This window comes from Lysinibacillus sp. FSL H8-0500 (assembly GCF_038051955.1).
GTDB lineage: Bacteria > Bacillota > Bacilli > Bacillales_A > Planococcaceae > Lysinibacillus > Lysinibacillus macroides.
Window position 1 is genome coordinate 4,785,431 of sequence record NZ_CP150292.1, and the last position, 18,418, is coordinate 4,803,848.

The 18,418-nt window shown below is 36.6% G+C and carries 15 protein-coding genes; 2 read left to right on the forward strand and 13 right to left on the reverse strand.

Going from position 1 to position 18,418, the window contains the following annotated elements; genetic code table 11:
• Window positions 1-238: 238 nt before the first annotated feature.
• Complete coding sequence (locus tag MHB44_RS23085) at window positions 239-1,954, forward strand: recombinase family protein (RefSeq protein ID WP_341301060.1); 1,716 nt, start codon at window positions 239-241, stop codon at window positions 1,952-1,954.
• Here the strand turns inward: MHB44_RS23085 and rlmH are convergent.
• From rlmH to MHB44_RS23130, 9 genes are all read right to left on the reverse strand, one after another.
• Window positions 1,895-2,374 carry a 23S rRNA (pseudouridine(1915)-N(3))-methyltransferase RlmH gene (gene rlmH, locus MHB44_RS23090; RefSeq protein WP_053997108.1) on the reverse strand — a complete coding sequence of 160 codons (480 nt, stop codon included), beginning with the start codon at window positions 2,372-2,374 and terminating at the stop codon, window positions 1,895-1,897. The two genes, MHB44_RS23085 and rlmH, sit on opposite strands and share 60 nt — an antisense overlap.
• 90 nt (window positions 2,375-2,464) lie before the next feature.
• The gene (locus MHB44_RS23095) at window positions 2,465-2,629 is read right to left on the reverse strand and encodes a CxxH/CxxC protein (RefSeq protein ID WP_341301061.1); all 165 of its coding nucleotides are present in this window, start codon (window positions 2,627-2,629) and stop codon (window positions 2,465-2,467) included.
• A gap of 212 nt (window positions 2,630-2,841) precedes the next feature.
• Complete coding sequence (locus MHB44_RS23100) at window positions 2,842-4,140, reverse strand: trypsin-like peptidase domain-containing protein (protein WP_341301062.1); 1,299 nt, start codon at window positions 4,138-4,140, stop codon at window positions 2,842-2,844.
• Window positions 4,141-4,431: 291 nt separating this feature from the next.
• The gene (locus MHB44_RS23105) at window positions 4,432-5,220 is read right to left on the reverse strand and encodes an MBL fold metallo-hydrolase (RefSeq protein WP_341301063.1); all 789 of its coding nucleotides are present in this window, start codon (window positions 5,218-5,220) and stop codon (window positions 4,432-4,434) included.
• Window positions 5,220-6,044 (reverse strand): two-component system regulatory protein YycI, encoded by an 825-nt coding sequence (gene yycI, locus MHB44_RS23110; RefSeq protein ID WP_341301064.1) that lies wholly within the window; start codon window positions 6,042-6,044, stop codon window positions 5,220-5,222. Before yycI ends, MHB44_RS23105 begins: the two co-directional genes overlap by 1 nt.
• Complete coding sequence (yycH, locus tag MHB44_RS23115; RefSeq protein WP_341301065.1) at window positions 6,031-7,359, reverse strand: two-component system activity regulator YycH; 1,329 nt, start codon at window positions 7,357-7,359, stop codon at window positions 6,031-6,033. The genes yycI and yycH overlap by 14 nt, the downstream gene beginning before the upstream one ends.
• Window positions 7,356-9,221, reverse strand: coding sequence for a cell wall metabolism sensor histidine kinase WalK (gene walK / locus MHB44_RS23120; protein WP_341301066.1), 1,866 nt, complete (start codon window positions 9,219-9,221; stop codon window positions 7,356-7,358). The genes yycH and walK overlap by 4 nt, the downstream gene beginning before the upstream one ends.
• A gap of 5 nt (window positions 9,222-9,226) precedes the next feature.
• The gene (yycF, locus tag MHB44_RS23125) at window positions 9,227-9,940 is read right to left on the reverse strand and encodes a response regulator YycF (RefSeq protein WP_341301067.1); all 714 of its coding nucleotides are present in this window, start codon (window positions 9,938-9,940) and stop codon (window positions 9,227-9,229) included.
• A gap of 373 nt (window positions 9,941-10,313) precedes the next feature.
• Entirely contained in the window at window positions 10,314-11,777 is a 1,464-nt protein-coding gene (locus MHB44_RS23130; RefSeq protein ID WP_341301068.1) for a M23 family metallopeptidase, read from the reverse strand.
• Between the two features lie 449 nt (window positions 11,778-12,226).
• Between MHB44_RS23130 and MHB44_RS23135 the strand changes: the two genes are divergently transcribed.
• Window positions 12,227-13,066, forward strand: a complete 840-nt coding sequence (locus MHB44_RS23135) for a YitT family protein (RefSeq protein WP_341303031.1) — start codon at window positions 12,227-12,229, stop codon at window positions 13,064-13,066.
• A gap of 42 nt (window positions 13,067-13,108) precedes the next feature.
• Here the strand turns inward: MHB44_RS23135 and MHB44_RS23140 are convergent, their stop codons facing one another.
• The 4 genes from MHB44_RS23140 to MHB44_RS23155 form a co-directional block, all read right to left on the reverse strand.
• Window positions 13,109-14,398 carry an adenylosuccinate synthase gene (locus MHB44_RS23140; protein WP_341301069.1) on the reverse strand — a complete coding sequence of 430 codons (1,290 nt, stop codon included), beginning with the start codon at window positions 14,396-14,398 and terminating at the stop codon, window positions 13,109-13,111.
• Window positions 14,399-14,622: 224 nt separating this feature from the next.
• A complete protein-coding gene (dnaB, locus tag MHB44_RS23145; protein WP_053997098.1) occupies window positions 14,623-15,984 on the reverse strand; it encodes a replicative DNA helicase in 1,362 nt (453 codons plus the stop codon).
• 13 nt (window positions 15,985-15,997) lie between these two features.
• Complete coding sequence (gene rplI / locus MHB44_RS23150) at window positions 15,998-16,444, reverse strand: 50S ribosomal protein L9 (protein WP_341301070.1); 447 nt, start codon at window positions 16,442-16,444, stop codon at window positions 15,998-16,000.
• Window positions 16,441-18,414, reverse strand: coding sequence for a DHH family phosphoesterase (locus MHB44_RS23155; protein WP_341301071.1), 1,974 nt, complete (start codon window positions 18,412-18,414; stop codon window positions 16,441-16,443). Before MHB44_RS23155 ends, rplI begins: the two co-directional genes overlap by 4 nt.
• Between the last annotated feature and the right edge of the window lie 4 nt (window positions 18,415-18,418).

Consider the following 18,418-nt stretch of genomic DNA (forward strand, 5'->3'; position numbering starts at 1 on the left):
ACTCCACGATTTAAAAGCCTTTTTCGATATGATTGAAGATGATGACAAAAAGGAATTGCTTCGTTCTCTCATTGAAGAGATTCATGTAAATCCAGGGAAGACTACTAAGGATAGAACTATAAAAGAAATCATCTATAAATTTGATTTAAAATATTTGAATCAATTGAACTAAGAGAAGGGGAACATCCTTTCTCTTTTTTGTGTTTCATATTAAAATTACAAGGAAGGGAGGATTTTTATGCATGAAATAAAACGAGTTGCTATTTATTGTCGTGTCAGCACTGAAGAACAAGCAACAGAGGGATATAGTATATCAGCCCAACTACAAACATTACGTCAATACACTCAATTGTATGGTTGGGAGATTGCAGAGGAATATGTAGATGAGGGAATAAGCGGAAAGAACATTAGCGGTCGCCCTGCTATGCAAAAACTTATTTCAGATGTTGAAAAGGATAAATTTCAAGCTGTTCTTGTTTGGAAGATCTCACGCCTATCACGAAATATGTTAGATACTCTCACTTTATTAGACAAATTCGAAGATTATGGAGTAAAATTCATCTCTTACTCTGAAAACTTTGATACAGGCAGTCCAATTGGTCGTTTAGTTGTTCAGCTAATGGCTTCCATTGCGGAAATGGAGCGTAACACATTAGCAGAGAATGTTAAATTGGGAATGAAACAACGAGCATTAGAAGGTTCATGGAACGGAGGCGTTGTATTCGGTTATGACAATATTGAAAAAGAACTTGTAATTAATCAAAAAGAGGCAAAGATAGTGCAATTAATCTATCAGTTATATGCTAATGGTAAAGGTTTAAAGGCAATAGCAAACCACCTAAACAAAGCAGGATATCGTACTAAACGAAATCGCCTTTTCTCCATCAATGGTATTGCTCAAATCTTAGATAATATTACTTACAACGGTAAAATCAGTTGGCTAAAGGTAGAAAATTGGGATACAAAACGCAGGAGAGGTAAAAACCCTAATCCCATTATTGTCGAAGGACAGCATGAAGCCATTATTTCCGATGAATTATGGAGTATGGTTCAAGCAAGGCGGAAAAGCAAATCATTTAAACAAAGGCAATCCAATGAACCTTTTTTACTTAGCAGTCTTTTACGTTGCCCTGATTGTAGTCAAGGTATGGTTCCTGCAATTACAACACATAAACGAAAGGATGGAACAAAGAAGAAATATCGTTATTATGTTTGCTCTAACTTTCATAACAAAGGTTCATCAGCATGTAGAGCAAATTCAATAAAAGCTTATGAAGCAGAATACGAAGTAATTAATAAGATTGAGAAGATCCTTTCCAACCAAAAACAGTTATTCTCTACACTTCAATCTATAAATTCTACTTCGATTGAATCTTTAAACCAACTCAGCAATGAATTGAAACAAGTAGAAAATCGCCTTTCTGAAATACAAGAGTTACAGAATCGTTACTTGGAAGCATTTGAGCGAAAGACCTTACCAATAGCAATCTTGCAAGAACGATTACAGCATGTGTCTAAAGAAAAAGCAGAGTTAGAACAAAGGCACAATGAAATCACTGGGCAATTAAGCTCGAACGATGCAAAAGTAATCCAACCAGAGCTTATCCAAAAGCTTTTAGACAAATTCCTTTTAGTCTATAAACAATCATCAAGAGAAAGACAAAAACATTTACTTCAACTCTTGCTTAACAAAATTACAGTAAAGCACCCAATTGGGCAATCACGAATGGTCGATCAAGTTGAACTCGACTTTGACTTTTCAGAGGTCAATATTTCTAAGTCCTTTACACTTATCCACATGTTGTATCGAAAAACGGATAATGCAAATGGTTTTCCACAGCCAATACCCGCTTCCGACAACAAAATACCACCTTATTTACATCATTTTTTGCCTCTATTTATGGTACGGTTCGCCCTTCATAATCCTAAAACTCCGATAAATCTGCTCGACTAGCACGAGCTTCATGAGCTGGTGAGGAAGTGTCATCTTACCAAAAGATTGTTGCTCATCGGCTCTCTTTAACACATCCTCATGCAGGCCGAGGGAGCCGCCAATGACGAAGGCGATTTTGCTTTTGCCGTAGGTCATAAGGGCTTCGAGGTCGGCTGCCATTTGTTCGGAGGTTTTCATTTTGCCGTTGATGGCTAGGGCGATGATGTAGGTGTCTGGACTAATTTTGGCTAGTATGCGCTCGCCTTCTTTTTTCTTGACGATCTCCATTTCGGCATCGCTTAGTTGTTCAGGGGCTTTTTCATCTGGCACCTCGATGATCTCTATTTTTGCATAGCTACCTAGACGTTTGACGTATTCATCAATACCCATTTTTAAATACTTTTCTTTTAGCTTGCCGACTGATACAATCGTTATATTCACACGTTATCCACCTTTACAATTCATTTACAAACAATTTATCCACAAAAGTTATCAACATATCCACAAGACCATCCTATATATTGTGTAAAGTTATTTACTTGATACAATATATTCTGCTGGCTGTTCACAGTAGCTACATTTTGTGGATAACTTTTTATCCTCATCGATTTTATCCATAATTGGGAATACTTTTTGCTCAGCCACAAACATGTCTAAAGCGTGATCTATATGGTTTTCACAGCTATACTTTATCATTTTTTCATATCTCCTTATTTTCCGAAATTTCCACAAACTTATTCACAATCTCGTCTATGTTATCCACAATCTATTGTAACAAAGGAATAGCTTGTATGGAAGAAGTGCCTTTTTCTCTACATTTTCTGTGTAAATTTATTATTCACAATTTTCAAGTTATCCACATAACTATAAAAAGCGATGGGGATTTTTAAGTCCTCATCGCTTTTTGTTTACAGTGTGTTACCATTTGTTAAAGTTAATGTTAGTTCCTCTAATTTACCTTGACGGTATACTTTTAATGTAAGTTTATCGCCAATTTTTTTCTCATTATATAAATGCTTACGTAAATCAATGGCTGTTTCGATTTTTTGACCATCCATTTCTACGATAACATCATATTGTTGAACACCTGCTTTTGATGCTGGTGAGTTATTGATGACATCTGTTACAACCACACCTGTTGTTACTTCTTCAGGTAATTTTAATGTTTGTTGCTGATAGAATGCAGGGACATCTGTTAAATCTGCTAAGGATACACCCATTGTTGGACGTTCCATTTTGCCATTTTTCTCTAATTCCTCGATAATTGGAATAGCTGAGTTAACAGGAATGGAGAAACCTAAGCCTTCAACGGAGGATTCAGCAATTTTCATGGAGTTAATGCCTACTAATTCTCCAGCTAAGTTAACAAGGGCTCCCCCACTATTACCTGGGTTAATCGCTGCATCTGTTTGTAAAACTTCTTGTTGCCAGTCTTCTGTACCATCACCATTTAAGTCAACAGGTACAGAGCGATCTTTACCAGACACAACACCTGTTGTAACAGAACCATAAAAGTCTAAGCCAAGCGGATTTCCGATAGCAATAACCGTTTCACCTTGCTTTAAAACATCAGAATTGCCAAAAGTTGCGACTGTTTTTACATTTTTTGAGTTAATTGAAATGACGGCAAGATCTGTCCAAACATCAAGACCTACCAATTGGGCTTCCTCTTTTGTGCCATCTGGCATTGTCACTTCTAACTGTTTAGCTCCTTCAATTACATGGTTATTTGTGACGATAAAGGCTTTATCTCCTTCCACTTTATAAATAACACCTGAGCCGCTTCCTGCCTCCTGTGTTGTTGTTGATGGTGGACTCCAAAAGCCACCACTTGTTACTTCTTGAATATTTGTGATGCCGACAACTGCTGCTGAAGCTTTATCCACTGCTGCTGTCACATCTGTTTGTACCTCTGTTGCTACTTGATTAATTGTTGTATTATGATTTGCAGTTGAGTTACTTGTTGTTGTGCCTGGCATTTGATTAACAAGGCCAGGTAATAGCAGCCATACAAGTAAAGCGCCTATAATAACACCGATTAGGCCACTGAAAAAATAGCCTCCCTTGCTGCCGCCGCCTTTCTTTTTATAGCGCTTAGCCTGCAATTCTTGCTCCTCTCGCTCTAGTCGTTCTTGAAGAGGTGTTTTTGGGATTTCATCGTTCTTTAGGAAATCATTGTTTTTATCATCATCTTGAAAATAACTCATGTTCTTCATCCTTTCATATACTGCTATTTGTTAATTGTTACCCTAATCTTACAATTCAAACATTAAAATTAGATGAAAAACAAATAAAATGGGCATAAAAATAGCTGTCCAATGCATTATGCTAAAAATGCAATTGAACAGCCTTATTTTTTTAAATACTTCCAATAACAATTATCTTCATTCTCTTAAAATCAAAGCGATTTTAGTTTTCTTTAGATCGATAAGGTGATGCCACAAGCTCTTGCTTTTCATATAGAAATAGCAGTTATTATTTTACTTATCGAGAAACCCTTAAACAGTCACTAATTTTGTTGGTTCGTCTGCATCTGTATCAAAAAGATGGATATGCTCGCCTACAATAATGCCACAAGAGTGCAAGGTTTGTGTAACGCTCATACGTGCAAGCTCCTTCATATTATTATCTCTACTTAAATGGGAGAGATAAATATTTGTAGGTTTATCAAATACAACCTCACTCATAGCAATGGCAGCATCCTCGTTGGATACATGCCCTACATCGCTTAAAATGCGACGTTTAATGGACCATGGATAGCGGCCCATTTGCAGCATATTCACATCGTGATTACTTTCAAAAACAAAGGAATCTGCCCCACGAATAATCCCCTTCATACGGTCGCTAACATAGCCTGTATCCGTGATAATTACGAGCTTTCGGTTATTTTCATGAAAAGTATAGAACATCGGGTCAGCTGCATCGTGTGATACGGCAAAGGATTCAACAGCTAATGAACCAAAGTGCCTCACTGTATCCATTTCAAATTCAAAACGCTGCTCCAGAGGAATATCGCCTACAAGTCCATCCATAGCCTGCCACGTTTTGGCGTTTGCATAAATGGGGACATTATATTTTCGCGCCAATATACCAATTCCTTTAATATGATCACTATGCTCATGGGTAACAAAAATACCGTTAAGCTGTTTCATATTACGATCGATTTTTGCAAAAAGCTGCTCCATCTTTTTCCCACTAAGACCAGCATCAACGATAAAGGCATAATCATCATTTTCTACATAAATCGAATTGCCTGTACTGCCACTTGCTAAAACACTAAATCGCATTATTCAACTCCCCAGTCTTCTTCTTCAATCTCTTGCTTGTCCTCTTGAATTTCGATAACTTTCCCCTCAACAGCATTTACAAAATACTCCTCTGATGTGCCATCCGATAGCTTGACTCGTACTTCCCATGTTGGTACCAATACTTGTGTACGTGTTAATTTCACAAGTGTTGAGTAACCCAGCTTCATTTGCGTAATTTGTGACTCTGACTTTAGTGTTCCCTTGGCATACAACGTTTGAATAATTTGTAGTGGTGGAATTACACTTTCCTGCTGTTCCATTTCCTCAATATTATCAATCATTGTTTGTTCATACATTGTTACTTCGTTATTAGCATTCCATTTTATTTTTAATGAACCGCTATAATAGAACATTCGGTTGTTTGCCTTTTGGAAAAAAATTGCGACTCGTTCTTCGCGGTCTATTTTCCATAAAGCATAAGATGCTCCTTCAATTATGTTTGCAAGGGCAAAATCTGTAAAGCTTGCATCATCACTCACATTACGTAATTTAACAGGCCTCATAAAAATAACACGTGCCTTTGTATTATTATCATCCTTAAATTCAATTTGTTGGTTGCTATTACTAAATTCAGGTGGTATGAATTTATGCACTTGAGCTGTCATATACGAAGCAGATTCAATATTATTTGGTAATGTTCCATACGTAATATTATCATCTTTTAATCGAGCCTCTATTGTCTTTTCTCCAGGTACTTCAATATCCTTTGCTTCATTATAACGATTTAAATATAGCGAATAGAGGAAGATATTTAAAATTAAAAAAACAACGATAAAAATAGATTTCGTTCTACTCCAATCCATTTTTGACACCTCCTAATATTTCAGGTGTCAACTTTGTCCATGTACCTTTACGAATAACAAACCAACAAGGCTCAAATGTAAATATATTTAATTCTTGATTTTGTGTAATTAAATAATAGCCTAGCACAATTTCATCAATATCTGATAATACGAGATTGTTTGATTGTTGGATAAGCTCTACAATTTCTGCACCAGACGGTAATTCTATAATTTCTTTTTCAGTTGGAATATCCATATCTAAAGAAAAGTATGGGCGCTTATAGTGGAAAATCCGGCTATCTCCCCAAATAGTTGTCATTCGCGTAATAACGTGATTACTATAAACGGGTAATCCCTGCAAATACAATTGATAATCCATTTGATTTTTATTGGTTCCAGTTGAGACATAACGAAAATCAGAGGTATATCCCCCATGTTCATTAATAAATTCAAAACTATCCTTTAATAACTTGGACGGCTCAACTCTTATACTACTTTCTGCAGCAGGATAGACATAGTTTAATGATTTAAGATTTGTATCCAATGTCATTAACGACATTCCATCTGTATATTTTTCAGAAGTTGCACTTTCAACATTGCGCTGCACAATGTTTGCATCAGGGAATAGTATATTTTTAAATAACTCTGGTGTGATATCTTCAATATAATACGTATATTTTACAGATTCAATGTTACTATTAGCGAGATAAAGTGATGTGTAACCAGCTCGTTCTATTTCTTTAAATGTGTCATATTTTTGGGCAGGTTCAATAACCTCTTGCATAAATTGATTGATATTTGAAACATTAACATGTGAACGAAATAACGATTGGTTATTATTACTAATATAATAAAGTGTTAGCTCTTTATTATCATAATTACTCCAGTCAATAATCATACGGTTAAAAGTAGTTTCTGGAAGCTCCTTATCCGTAAATTGGAAAATAGTGTTGAAGGCCGAGAATGGTACTTCACCTGTAAAAAATACCGTCATACGCTTATCTGCACGAATAATTTCATTGATATAATTTGATGAAAGACTATTATTAATAGGCGCTAAATCGAGAACATTCCAACCCTTAAATATTTGCATAATATCTTTCATAGTCGTGTTAGATACTGTGCCTGTAAACCCTTCTTCGGAACGGAAAATTGCCTTGTATGGACGAATAATATCCTCCATACCCTTTTGTGGCTTAATTAAAATTTCCTCACCCTCAGTTTTTTCAATATATTTATAATCAGGTGTATAGGTCCAAATTAAAAAGGTTAATACAACGCTTAGCATAACAAGTAGAAATAATACAACAGATTTAACTGGCTCTACATATCTCATTCCCACTCACCTGCTTCACTAAATTCATCTGCATCATAAGGTAATGTAAAGAAAATGGTTGTACCTTGCCCTTCCTCACTTTCAGCCCAAATCTTACCACCATGTGCCTCAATCATTTCCCGCGCAATAGCCAAGCCTAGACCTGTTCCACCCATGGAGCGAGCACGTGCACGATCCACACGATAGAAGCGATCGAAAATTCGGCTTACATTTTCTTTAGGAATCCCCATGCCATCATCTGAAATCATGACCTTCAGCATATCCTCTTGCCCCGTAAAGCCAAAGCGAATATTCCCACCATCTGGTGAATATTTAATAGCGTTCGAAATAATATTATCAATGACTTGCGTTATCTTATCGGTATCAATTTCTACATAGAAAGATGTTTCAGGAAATAATCGTTCAAACCGGACTTTGTCAGACTTAGACATTTCAAATCGATCAATAATACGATTAAAGAATGAATTAAATAACACAATATCTTTATTCAACTCATAATCTGAACTATCCATTCGCGATAATTGCAATAAATCATTTACTAGACGAATCATACGCTCTGTTTCGGTTTGTGTTACATTTAAAAATGTAGGAGCAATATTTTCATCTTTCCATGCCCCATCTGCTAGTGCCTCTAAATAACTGCGCATGGTTGTCAATGGTGTTCTTAATTCATGTGAAACATTCGATACAAATTCCCGACGATCCATTTCTATCTTTTCCTGCTCTGTAATATCATGTAGCACAGTAATCAGCCCATTAATAAAGCCTGTTTCTTTTTGAATAACAGAAAAGTTTGCACGTAAAATATAAGGTGCATCCACAGTACTAAAATTTAAGTTAATAGCATCATGCATATGAATTAAATCTTCAAAGCTATATTCCTGATCAATCCCTAACACAGAGGCAATTGGACGTCCTAATGTAATATCTCTTGAAATATGCAGTAACTCTAATGCAGGGTCATTAATTAAAATAATACGTCCCTTGCGATCTGTTGCTATAACGCCGTCTGTCATATTACTTAGAACCGAATCCAGCTTGCGTCGTTCAGCTTCTGTAGTAGATTGGGCCTCCTGTAAACGATTCGTTAAATGATTAAAGGTAATTGCGAGCTGTCCAATTTCATCTGTACCATATACTCGTACTTTTCGAGAGTAGTTCCCCTTCGCCATCGCCTGCGCTTGCTTTCGCATATCAGCAATTGGCTGTGTAATTGTCCGTGCAACTAAAATACCTAAAAAAACCGTAATCACTAAAGACATGGCTGTGCCACCAAGGAAAATTTGATTAATATCATTCATTTGTTCAAAAACGGATTCAATATTCGCTTCAATATAGAGAACACCAATGATTTCATCATCTGGCCCTGCACCCGCTCGAATCGGGTTAGCTAATACCCATACTCGATTCCTTGTTTTGTTATCAAGTTTAATAATATCAAAGAGCGTTTCAGCAGAGATCGCACGACGCACAAGGTCTGTGTTAGAGCGTTGTCCAATTAAATTCTGATTTTCAAGCTCAGATGTTGCAAGTATTCTTTGTCTATCATCAATAACACGAATTTCTAAAATATCGCCATTCGAAACATCCCTTAAACCTGTAGAAAACTCCATAACAATTGACTTTAAGCTTTCCTCAAGTTTAGGCATGCTTTCATCGCGTTCCTTTAAAATTTCCTCACGAAGACTATATTGCATTAAGTCAACTCGCTGAAAAATAGAATCTTGGAAGTTGCTCTTCAAATTTTGTTCTAATTGGCGAGCGAAATAGATACCGATAATTTGTAAAGCAAGCAATATTAATAAAATATAAATTAGCACTAATTTGACATGAATAGATTTAAAGAAGCTTACTTTTTGCATTCTTTTTACTCCTGTTCAGGATTTCGTAAATAGTAACCTACACCTCGTCGTGTCACAATCCAAGCTGGATGACTAGGATTGTCCTCAATTTTTTCTCGTAAACGGCGAATTGTCACATCCACAGTTCGAACATCTCCAAAATAATCATAACCCCATACTGTTTGTAGCAGATGCTCACGTGTCATAACCTGACCAATATGTTTTCCTAAATAATGTAATAACTCAAACTCGCGATGTGTCAGTTCAATGGCTTCATCACGCTTCATCACTAAGTAAGCATCTGGCTGAATAACAAGAGAGCCTACAACAATCTCATTGGATTCCTCTTCAGCCTCCTCTGCTATAGGAGCCACTACTTGTAAACGTCGCATATTTGCCTTTACTCGTGCAATCAGCTCACGAGTACTAAATGGCTTTGTGACATAGTCATCTGCGCCCATTTCTAAGCCTAATACTTTATCAATCTCAGAGCCTTTTGCTGTTAGCATAATGATAGGGAAGTCGTATTTTTTGCGTACCTCTCTACAAACTTCCATTCCATCACGCTTTGGCAGCATAATATCTAAAAGCATTAAATCTGGTTGCTCCTCCTCAACCTTTTTTAGTGCCTCATCACCATCATAAGCGCAAATTACCTTATATCCTTCTTTTATTAAATTAAATTGTAAAATATCTGCAATTGGTTTTTCATCATCAACAACTAATATTGTTTTGTTCATACATTTTCATCCTTTCACTTTTTCTCTATATTTAAACAATGTGTATTGGCAAATTCACTACCCTTAACTCTATCATGCTTTCAAGTTCTATGCATTAATTGGAGGCTGATCTTTCTAAGTCTGTGACATTATAAGCTATATTTCAACAAATATTTCTCGGGAAATAATAGCAAAAGGGTTTGTCTCAAAAGTCATTTGAGACAAACCCTTTCTGTGCGAAAGTGGTGTGTAACGAAATATCAGCAACAAACCCCTTCTGTGCGAAAGCAAAGCATCAGATACAAAAATATATTAAAATCTCTTTTTTTTCAGAGAAAAATACTATACTAAATTTTTGCTTCTGACTTATTGGACTGCCCTCTATTCATTATACTTATCGACCAACATATGATAAAGGATTTTCTAATGAGCCATTTTTTTCAATTTCAAAGTGGAGATGTGTACCTGTTGAATAACCAGTGGAGCCCATAATACCAATCACTGAACCCTTTTCTACAACTTGCCCTACTCCAACATTTATTGAAGATAGGTGCCCATAAAGTGTTGTATAGCCGTTATTATGATTAATAACAATTCGATTACCATAAGTACCTGATTGGCCTGCTGCAACAACTACACCGTTATCAGCTGCTAAAATATTATAGTTGCTTGGACGGGCAATATCAATTCCACGATGGAATTCTCCCCAACGCTCACCCATGCCACTTGAAACATAGCCTCCAACTGCTGGCCATACAAATTCACCTGTGCCACGTGAAGAAATTACTTTTGTTCCCACCACTTCAATTTGATCGACTGGCTGTTGAGTAACTTTTTCTTCTAGTATTGTTTTCGATGTTTGTGTACCGTTTTCAGATGTTAATGCATAGATAGTTTCTTTTTTACCGTTCGCGCCTTCTTGCTTCACTACTTTTTCACCTTTATACATTGAAGGATCTTCTTCTACCACTGTTTTAAACGGAACAACTTCAGCAACTTTCTTAGCCTTTTTAATCTCAAGTGTTACAAATGGCTTTGCGACTGTTACATTTAGCCCCTGTCCAATTTGTAAAACCGTATCAACAGTAATATCAGGATTCAATGCTAGCAGTTCAGCTGTTGATAAATTATGTTTTTTAGCCACTGAACCTAAAACGTCACCTGCTTGAATTTGATAAGTTTCTTGCTCAAGATAACCCGTCATTAAATATTGAACTGCCTGCTCAGGTGTTACAATCTGAGATGGCGCAACTTTTTGTGATACTCCTGATACTCCCTGCTTAAAAGAAATATTTAACAGCCTTGATTCATCTGGTTGTAATTCTAGTAACTGATTAGTAGATTGCTGGTTTTGTTGTAATTTATCCAGCTCTTGTTGAGAAATGTATTGTAGCTTTAACATACGGACAGCTTTTTCATACGCCTCTGTATCTTTTAAAGATACTACTGGTTTATGATCTACTAATAGTGTAAAAGCATCAGATTTAATCTCCAAAGATTGCTCAAGTTTCGACAAAGTTTCTGCATCTTTTGTTTCATTTGTAAATACTTGCTCTGGGATTATTTTAATAGCTGAGCTTGCATCAATAGATAATTCCTCAAATTTCTGGCTTACCTCTTGTTCTTTAGTTGCAATAATTTTTTGAACGGCTGTTTCATCAGATACAGCACCAATATATTCATTTCCTATGTAAATATGGAAAATTTTATTCAGATTCTCTTTATTAGGTTCTTTTGCAAACCCCATATTAAGCATTAAGCTTGACATTAAAACAGTAATAATTGAAACTTTTTTAAAAGAAGAAACACTGTAGCTAATTCTATTATTTTCTTCTTTATTTTTCCAAAACGAATTCATTAATAAGGCCCCTTCCAACTTCACCTTAAGATAGGATAATTTACCCATAATAAATTTTTGCACCCTTATAATGTACCATAAAAAAAATATCGTTTAAATGATTTCATCTTTTTGTAATATAAATGTATTATTTAGTCGTTCATTGTTACATAGCAATAAATTATAGTGTAACTTCTTCGTCTGTTAAGAGCACTATAAATAGTTAGATGATAAATGATTGTTATATATTATTAAAATGATTAGGGCTAAATAAGGCATGTATCGGAAAAAATCAGGTCATTAGTATACTTCTCTATTATTTTTTGCATGAATTTTGCCATAATACTTTCACTTTTCTAATATTTCGATAAAATAAAAAAGAAAGATACTATTGGATTGGAGCGATTAAATTGAGTGATTCACAGACCTCTGGGACTACAACAAAAACGTTGAAATCTCAGAAAAAAAACATGCAGAAGGTTTTTGCAAGAACTATCATGGTGTCACTAGGTGCCATCATTATGGCATTAGGCCTAGAGCTATTTTTAGTACCTAATCACATTATGGACGGTGGCATCGTAGGTGTTTCAATTATTACAGCGCATTTATTAAAATTACCCCTCGGTATTTTCATCTTCATTTTAAACTTACCTTTTATTTATTTAGGCTACAAACAAATTGGTAAAACCTTTGCACTATCTACAGGGCTGGGTATTACCGTACTCTCAGTAGCAACACTTGTCTTACATAATATACATCCATTTACCGAAGACACATTATTGGCTACAGTTTTTGGAGGAATGATTTTAGGAGTTGGGGTTGGTATTGTCATTCGTTATGGTGGTTCATTGGATGGAACTGAAATACTAGCCATTCTTTTTAATAGCAAGACACCCTTTTCAGTTGGCGAAATTATTATGTTCTTCAACGTCATTATATTTACAGTGGCAGGTTTTGTTTTTAATTGGGAGCAAGCTATGTACTCCATCATTGCTTACTATATTGCCTATAAAATGATTGATATCGTTATTCAAGGATTAGAAGAATCGAAATCTGTCTATATCATAAGTGATGACATTGATGAAATTGGTCAAACCATTATGGATCGACTTGGTCGTGGCGTTACTTTCCTTCATGGGGAGGGAGCTTATACGGGAAACGATAAGAAAGTCATTTTTACCGTTATTACTCGTTTAGAGGAATCCAAGCTAAAATCAATTGTTGCTGAAATTGATGACAATGCCTTTTTAGCCATTGGTAATATTGCAGAGGTTAAGGGTGGCCGCTTTAAGAAAAAGGATATTCATTAAAAAATGGGTGTACCTTATATGGCACACCCATTTTATGTGTAATTATGCTTCCCAAACATCAATTAAAACGTTCGTTTGCTCACGAGCAGGTCCAACTGAGAAAGTAGCAATTTGAATACCTGTTAATTCACTAATACGCCCTACATAGCGTCGTGCATTTTCGGGTAACTCCTCTAAAGTTCGACAGCTTGTGACATCCTCTGACCAGCCAGGTAGTTCCTCATAAACTGGCTCACATTGTTCAATAATATGAAGATTTGCTGGATATTCTGTAATGGTTTCGCCTTTATAGTTATAGGCTGTACAGATTTTTACTGTCTCTAAACCAGATAAAACGTCGATAGAGTTAAGAGCAAGATGGGTAATCCCACTTACACGACGTGAATGACGAACAACGACTGTGTCGAACCAGCCTACACGGCGTGGACGACCTGTTGTTGTACCATATTCACGACCTACTTCACGAATTTGCTGACCTATTTCATCAAATAATTCTGTTGGAAATGGACCATCACCTACACGAGATGTATAAGCCTTGGATACACCAATAACACTTGTTACTTGTGAGGGTCCAACACCAGCACCGATTGCTACACCACCTGCAACAGGGTTTGAAGAAGTTACAAATGGATACGTACCTTGATCAACATCAAGTAAAATACCTTGAGCCCCTTCAAATAACACTTTACCGCCTTCATCGAGAATATCATTTAAAATTTTAGAGGTATCTGTTACATATTTTGCGATCTCTTGTCCATAACCATAGTATTCCTCAAAAATTTCTTCAAATGCTATGCCTTCGATTTCATAGAACTTCTCAAATAATTTATTTTTAATGGCTAAATTATGACGTAGTTTTTCCTCAAAGATTTCCTTATCAAGTAAGTCAGCCATACGAATCCCAATACGTGCTACTTTATCTTGATAACAAGGTCCAATACCTTTACAAGTTGTGCCGATTTTATTGTCTCCACGACTTTCTTCATCAGCAATATCTTGTTTAATATGATAAGGCAAAATCACATGTGCACGATTAGAAATACGTAGATTCTCTGTGTTAATGCCACGCTCTTGTAAGCCTTTCAGTTCCGTTACTAATGACTTTGGATTGACGACTAATCCATTGCCAATGACTGACGTTTTATCTTTATAGAAAATACCTGATGGGATTAAATGTAGTTTATATGTTTCACCATCAATTTTAATGGTATGTCCTGCATTATCTCCACCGGCAAAACGAGCGATGGCATCGGCTTTGTGCGAAAGGAAATCTGTAATTTTACCTTTTCCTTCGTCTCCCCACTGTGTTCCTACAACTACAACTGATGTCATAATCAGCACCTCCGTTAGATACCTTTGTATCTCAATTTTCAAGCCTCACTCATTGTAACAATGATTGAAACACCCCGTCAATAAAAAATAGCCAAAAACACGAACATAAAATCAATAAATCTGATTCAATGTTCGTGTTTGATAACCAAATAATATGAATATTATCGAACATTCAGATGAATGGCAGATAATAGGAGATATTTATCTGAATAACCTATGATAAATTAATCACGTGGCGGTGGTGGTGGCATTTGTGACCAATCCACATTGATAAATTTATTGAATTCCTTTTTAAAGGCAAGGGTAACAGTGCCGGTTGGACCATTACGTTGTTTTGCAATAATAATTTCGATCATATTTTTATTCTCTGACTCTTTATCGTAATAATCGTCACGATATAAAAAGGCAACAATATCAGCATCTTGCTCAATACTTCCAGATTCACGTAAATCACTCATCATTGGCCGTTTATCTTGACGTTGCTCCACACCACGAGATAGCTGTGATAATGCAATGACGGGAACTTTTAATTCACGGGCTAACCCCTTTAATGAACGAGAAATCTCAGATACCTCTTGCTGACGGTTTTCTCCTGGCTTGCCACTACCCTGAATCAACTGTAAATAATCGATTAAGATCATTCCTAGTCCATTTTCCTGTGCTAAACGACGACATTTTGCACGAATTTCATTGATACGTACTCCTGGTGTATCATCAATAAAAATTCCTGAATTCGATAAACTCCCCATTGCCATCGTTAGTTTACCCCAATCTTCTGTAGTTAAAGCACCTGTACGTAAAACTTGTGCATCGATATTACCCTCTGCACAAAGCATACGCATAACAAGCTGCTCAGCTCCCATCTCTAAGGAGAAGATCGCCACATTTTCACGTGCCTGTACAGCAACGCTTTGCGCCACATTCAAGGCAAAGGCTGTTTTCCCTACAGATGGCCGTGCTGCTACAATAATTAAGTCATTACGTTGAAAGCCAGCAGTAATATTATCTAAATCACGGAAGCCTGTTGGTATACCTGTTACTTCTCCCTTTTGTGATTGAAGCTGCTCAATATTATCAAAGGTTTCTACAAGTACATCTTTCACATGCTTAAAGTCGCCCGCATTTTTTCGATTGGCGACCTCCATCATTTTCTTTTCTGCTTCGCCTAGTAATGCCTCTACCTCGTCTTCACGTGTGTAGCCATCCTCAACAATTTTAGTAGCTACACGAATTAATCGACGTAATAGTGCTTTCTCTTCAACAATTTTGGCATAATGGGCAACGTTTGCAGCTGTAGGGACAGCATTGGCGAGCTCTAATAAATAAGATAGCCCGCCAACGTCTTCAATCTCTTTTTTAGCTGATAATTCTTCCGTAACTGTTACAACATCTATCGCCTTTCCTTGGTCACTCAAGCGTAGCATCGTTTCGAAAATCATTTTATGCGCATTAATATAAAAATCATCTGCTAATAAAATTTCAGATGCTGTAATAAGTGCTTGGGGCTCAAGGAAAATAGCACCGATAACCGATTGCTCCGCCTCGCGGTTATGCGGTGGAACGCGGTCTATCATCGGTTCGCTCATGCATAGTCGCTCCTTATTCTTCTGTTACATGTACTTTTAATGTAGCTGTTACTTCTTGATGTAGTTTTACAGGAACATTTGTAAAGCCTAGTGCACGAATTCCATCAGGTAAAGTCATTTTGCGTTTATCAATTTTAATGCCATGTACTTTTTGCAAAGCATCTGCAATTTGCTTTGTAGATACGGAACCAAATAAGCGTCCACCTTCACCTGATTTCGCTTTTAGCTCCACTGTTAAAGTCTCTACTTTGTCCTTTAAAGCTTGTGCTTCTGCTAATTCAGCCGCAGCATTTTTTTCTGCTAATTTTTTTTGCCCTTCTAACTGGCTTAACGCTTGAGCATTTGCTTCAGCCGCATAGCCATTTTTAATTAAAAAGTTTTGTGCATAGCCATCAGCTACGTTTTTAATTTCACCTTTTTTCCCTTTTCCTTTAACATCCTTTAAAAACACAACTTTCATTCGTCAAAACTCCCTTCAAAGACCTCATTTATGGCTTCTTCTAAATATTCTTTCACCCTATTAATGGATTTTTCCTCTATTTGACACGCTGCATTTGTTAAATGTCCACCGCCGCCAAGCCTTTCCATAATCAGCTGTACATTCACCTCACCTAGCGAACGTGCGCTTATACCAATTTTACCATCTGCACGATGCGCAATAACAAAGGAAGCACCCACATCCTTCATTGTCAGTAAAATATCTGCTGTTTGTGCAATTAAAACAGAATCGTATATTTTCGATTCCTCACCTACCGCTACAGCTACCCCAGGTTTTATAAATTGAACAGTTTGCACAATTTTTGAGCGCTCAATATAGGTGTCTATATCTTCTTTTAAGAGACGCTGTACAAGCACGGTGTCTGCACCATTTGTGCGCAAATATGAGGCTGCCTCAAATGTACGCGCACCTGTACGAAGTGTAAAGCTTTTCGTATCGACAATAATCCCTGCTAATAATGCCGTAGCCTCTAGCATATTAATTTTTGCACGCTTTGGCTGATATTCTAGTAACTCTGTCACCAATTCAGCTGTAGACGAGGCATATGGCTCCATATAAACAAGTGTTGGATTTTCAATAAAATCCTCACTACGGCGATGGTGGTCAATCACAACTACCTTTTCAGCTATTTTCAATAAATGTGCATCAATCACTAAATTAGGTTTATGTGTATCAACAATAACGAGCAATGATTTTTCTGTCATTTTTCCTGCAGCTTCTTCAGGTGTTAGGAAATTTTCATAGAAGTCTGATTTACGCTCAATCTCATTCATTAACCGTGTAACACTACCATTTAATTCATCAAAATTAATGATAACATAACCTTTTACATCATTCATTTGTGCCATCTTACGTACCCCTACTGATGCACCGATAGAGTCCATATCAGGATTTTTATGTCCCATTACAAACACTTGGTCACTGTCCTGAATTAAGTCACGTAATGCATGTGAAATAACCCGTGCTCTTACACGTGTGCGCTTCTCGACTGGATTCGTTTTCCCACCATAGAATTTAAGCTTTCCAGTTGGCTGCTTGATCGCTACCTGGTCGCCTCCACGCCCTAAGACAAGGTCTAGGCTGGACTGTGCCAATTCACCCAGCTCTACTAGAGAGGATGACCCTGCACCAACACCAATACTAAGTGTTAATGATAAATTCTTTTGTGCTGTTTTTTCACGAATCGTATCTAAAATAGCAAATTTTTTCTTTTCCAGCTCTGTTAAAATAGATTCATTTAATACAGCTAAAAATCGATCAGATGATATTCGCTTAACAAATACACCATGCTCTGCAGCCCATTCATTGACAATCGAAGTAACCATTGTATTGGTTAAACTACGTAGTTGGTCATCCATTGCTTGGGTAATTTCATCATAATTATCAACAAATAAAATCGCAATAACTGTACGATCCGCATAATATTGTTTTTCTATAGCAATTTGTTCTGTTATGTCAAAAAAGTATAGTAGTCTTTCTTCTCTTTTATAATACACTCGATATTTACGATCACGTAATGTAATCGTCGCTTCATTGGTCTCTTCAGTCTTCATTAATACATATATATCATCCGATATATCAACGATGCCTTCTCCTACTAATGTTTCCTTGTCTAAAACACCTTGCATATACGGATTTGACCATTCTATTTCATATTGCTCATTCACTAGCAATATTCCAATCGGCATTTCCAGCAATGCCTCTTCTCCGACTTTTTTCATACGGAAGGAAATGGATTCTATATGCTTTTCAGTTTCTACAAAGACATGTTGCTCCACCTTCCATGTATAGACCATTAGCACCACAAAGCCTATCCCATAACCAATACCTATCCCAAAATTCCATATACATAGAAGCACGAACGTCACAATGCCAAAAATGGAAAGAACAAAAAGCGGATAGCGAATTGGTCGTTTTCTAAAAGCCCCCATTACA

Coding starts and splice junctions, on each gene's coding strand:
- MHB44_RS23085 (WP_341301060.1), top strand. CDS start 239: ATGCATGAAATAAAACGAGTTGCTATTTATTGTCGTGTCAGCACTGAA.
- walK (WP_341301066.1), bottom strand. CDS start 9,221: ATGCAAAAAGTAAGCTTCTTTAAATCTATTCATGTCAAATTAGTGCTA.
- yycI (WP_341301064.1), bottom strand. CDS start 6,044: ATGGATTGGAGTAGAACGAAATCTATTTTTATCGTTGTTTTTTTAATT.
- MHB44_RS23140 (WP_341301069.1), bottom strand. CDS start 14,398: ATGACATCAGTTGTAGTTGTAGGAACACAGTGGGGAGACGAAGGAAAA.
- dnaB (WP_053997098.1), bottom strand. CDS start 15,984: ATGAGCGAACCGATGATAGACCGCGTTCCACCGCATAACCGCGAGGCG.
- MHB44_RS23155 (WP_341301071.1), bottom strand. CDS start 18,414: ATGGGGGCTTTTAGAAAACGACCAATTCGCTATCCGCTTTTTGTTCTT.
- rplI (WP_341301070.1), bottom strand. CDS start 16,444: ATGAAAGTTGTGTTTTTAAAGGATGTTAAAGGAAAAGGGAAAAAAGGT.
- MHB44_RS23135 (WP_341303031.1), top strand. CDS start 12,227: ATGCAGAAGGTTTTTGCAAGAACTATCATGGTGTCACTAGGTGCCATC.
- yycH (WP_341301065.1), bottom strand. CDS start 7,359: ATGAGATATGTAGAGCCAGTTAAATCTGTTGTATTATTTCTACTTGTT.
- MHB44_RS23100 (WP_341301062.1), bottom strand. CDS start 4,140: ATGAGTTATTTTCAAGATGATGATAAAAACAATGATTTCCTAAAGAAC.
- MHB44_RS23105 (WP_341301063.1), bottom strand. CDS start 5,220: ATGCGATTTAGTGTTTTAGCAAGTGGCAGTACAGGCAATTCGATTTAT.
- MHB44_RS23095 (WP_341301061.1), bottom strand. CDS start 2,629: ATGATAAAGTATAGCTGTGAAAACCATATAGATCACGCTTTAGACATG.
- yycF (WP_341301067.1), bottom strand. CDS start 9,940: ATGAACAAAACAATATTAGTTGTTGATGATGAAAAACCAATTGCAGAT.
- MHB44_RS23130 (WP_341301068.1), bottom strand. CDS start 11,777: ATGAATTCGTTTTGGAAAAATAAAGAAGAAAATAATAGAATTAGCTAC.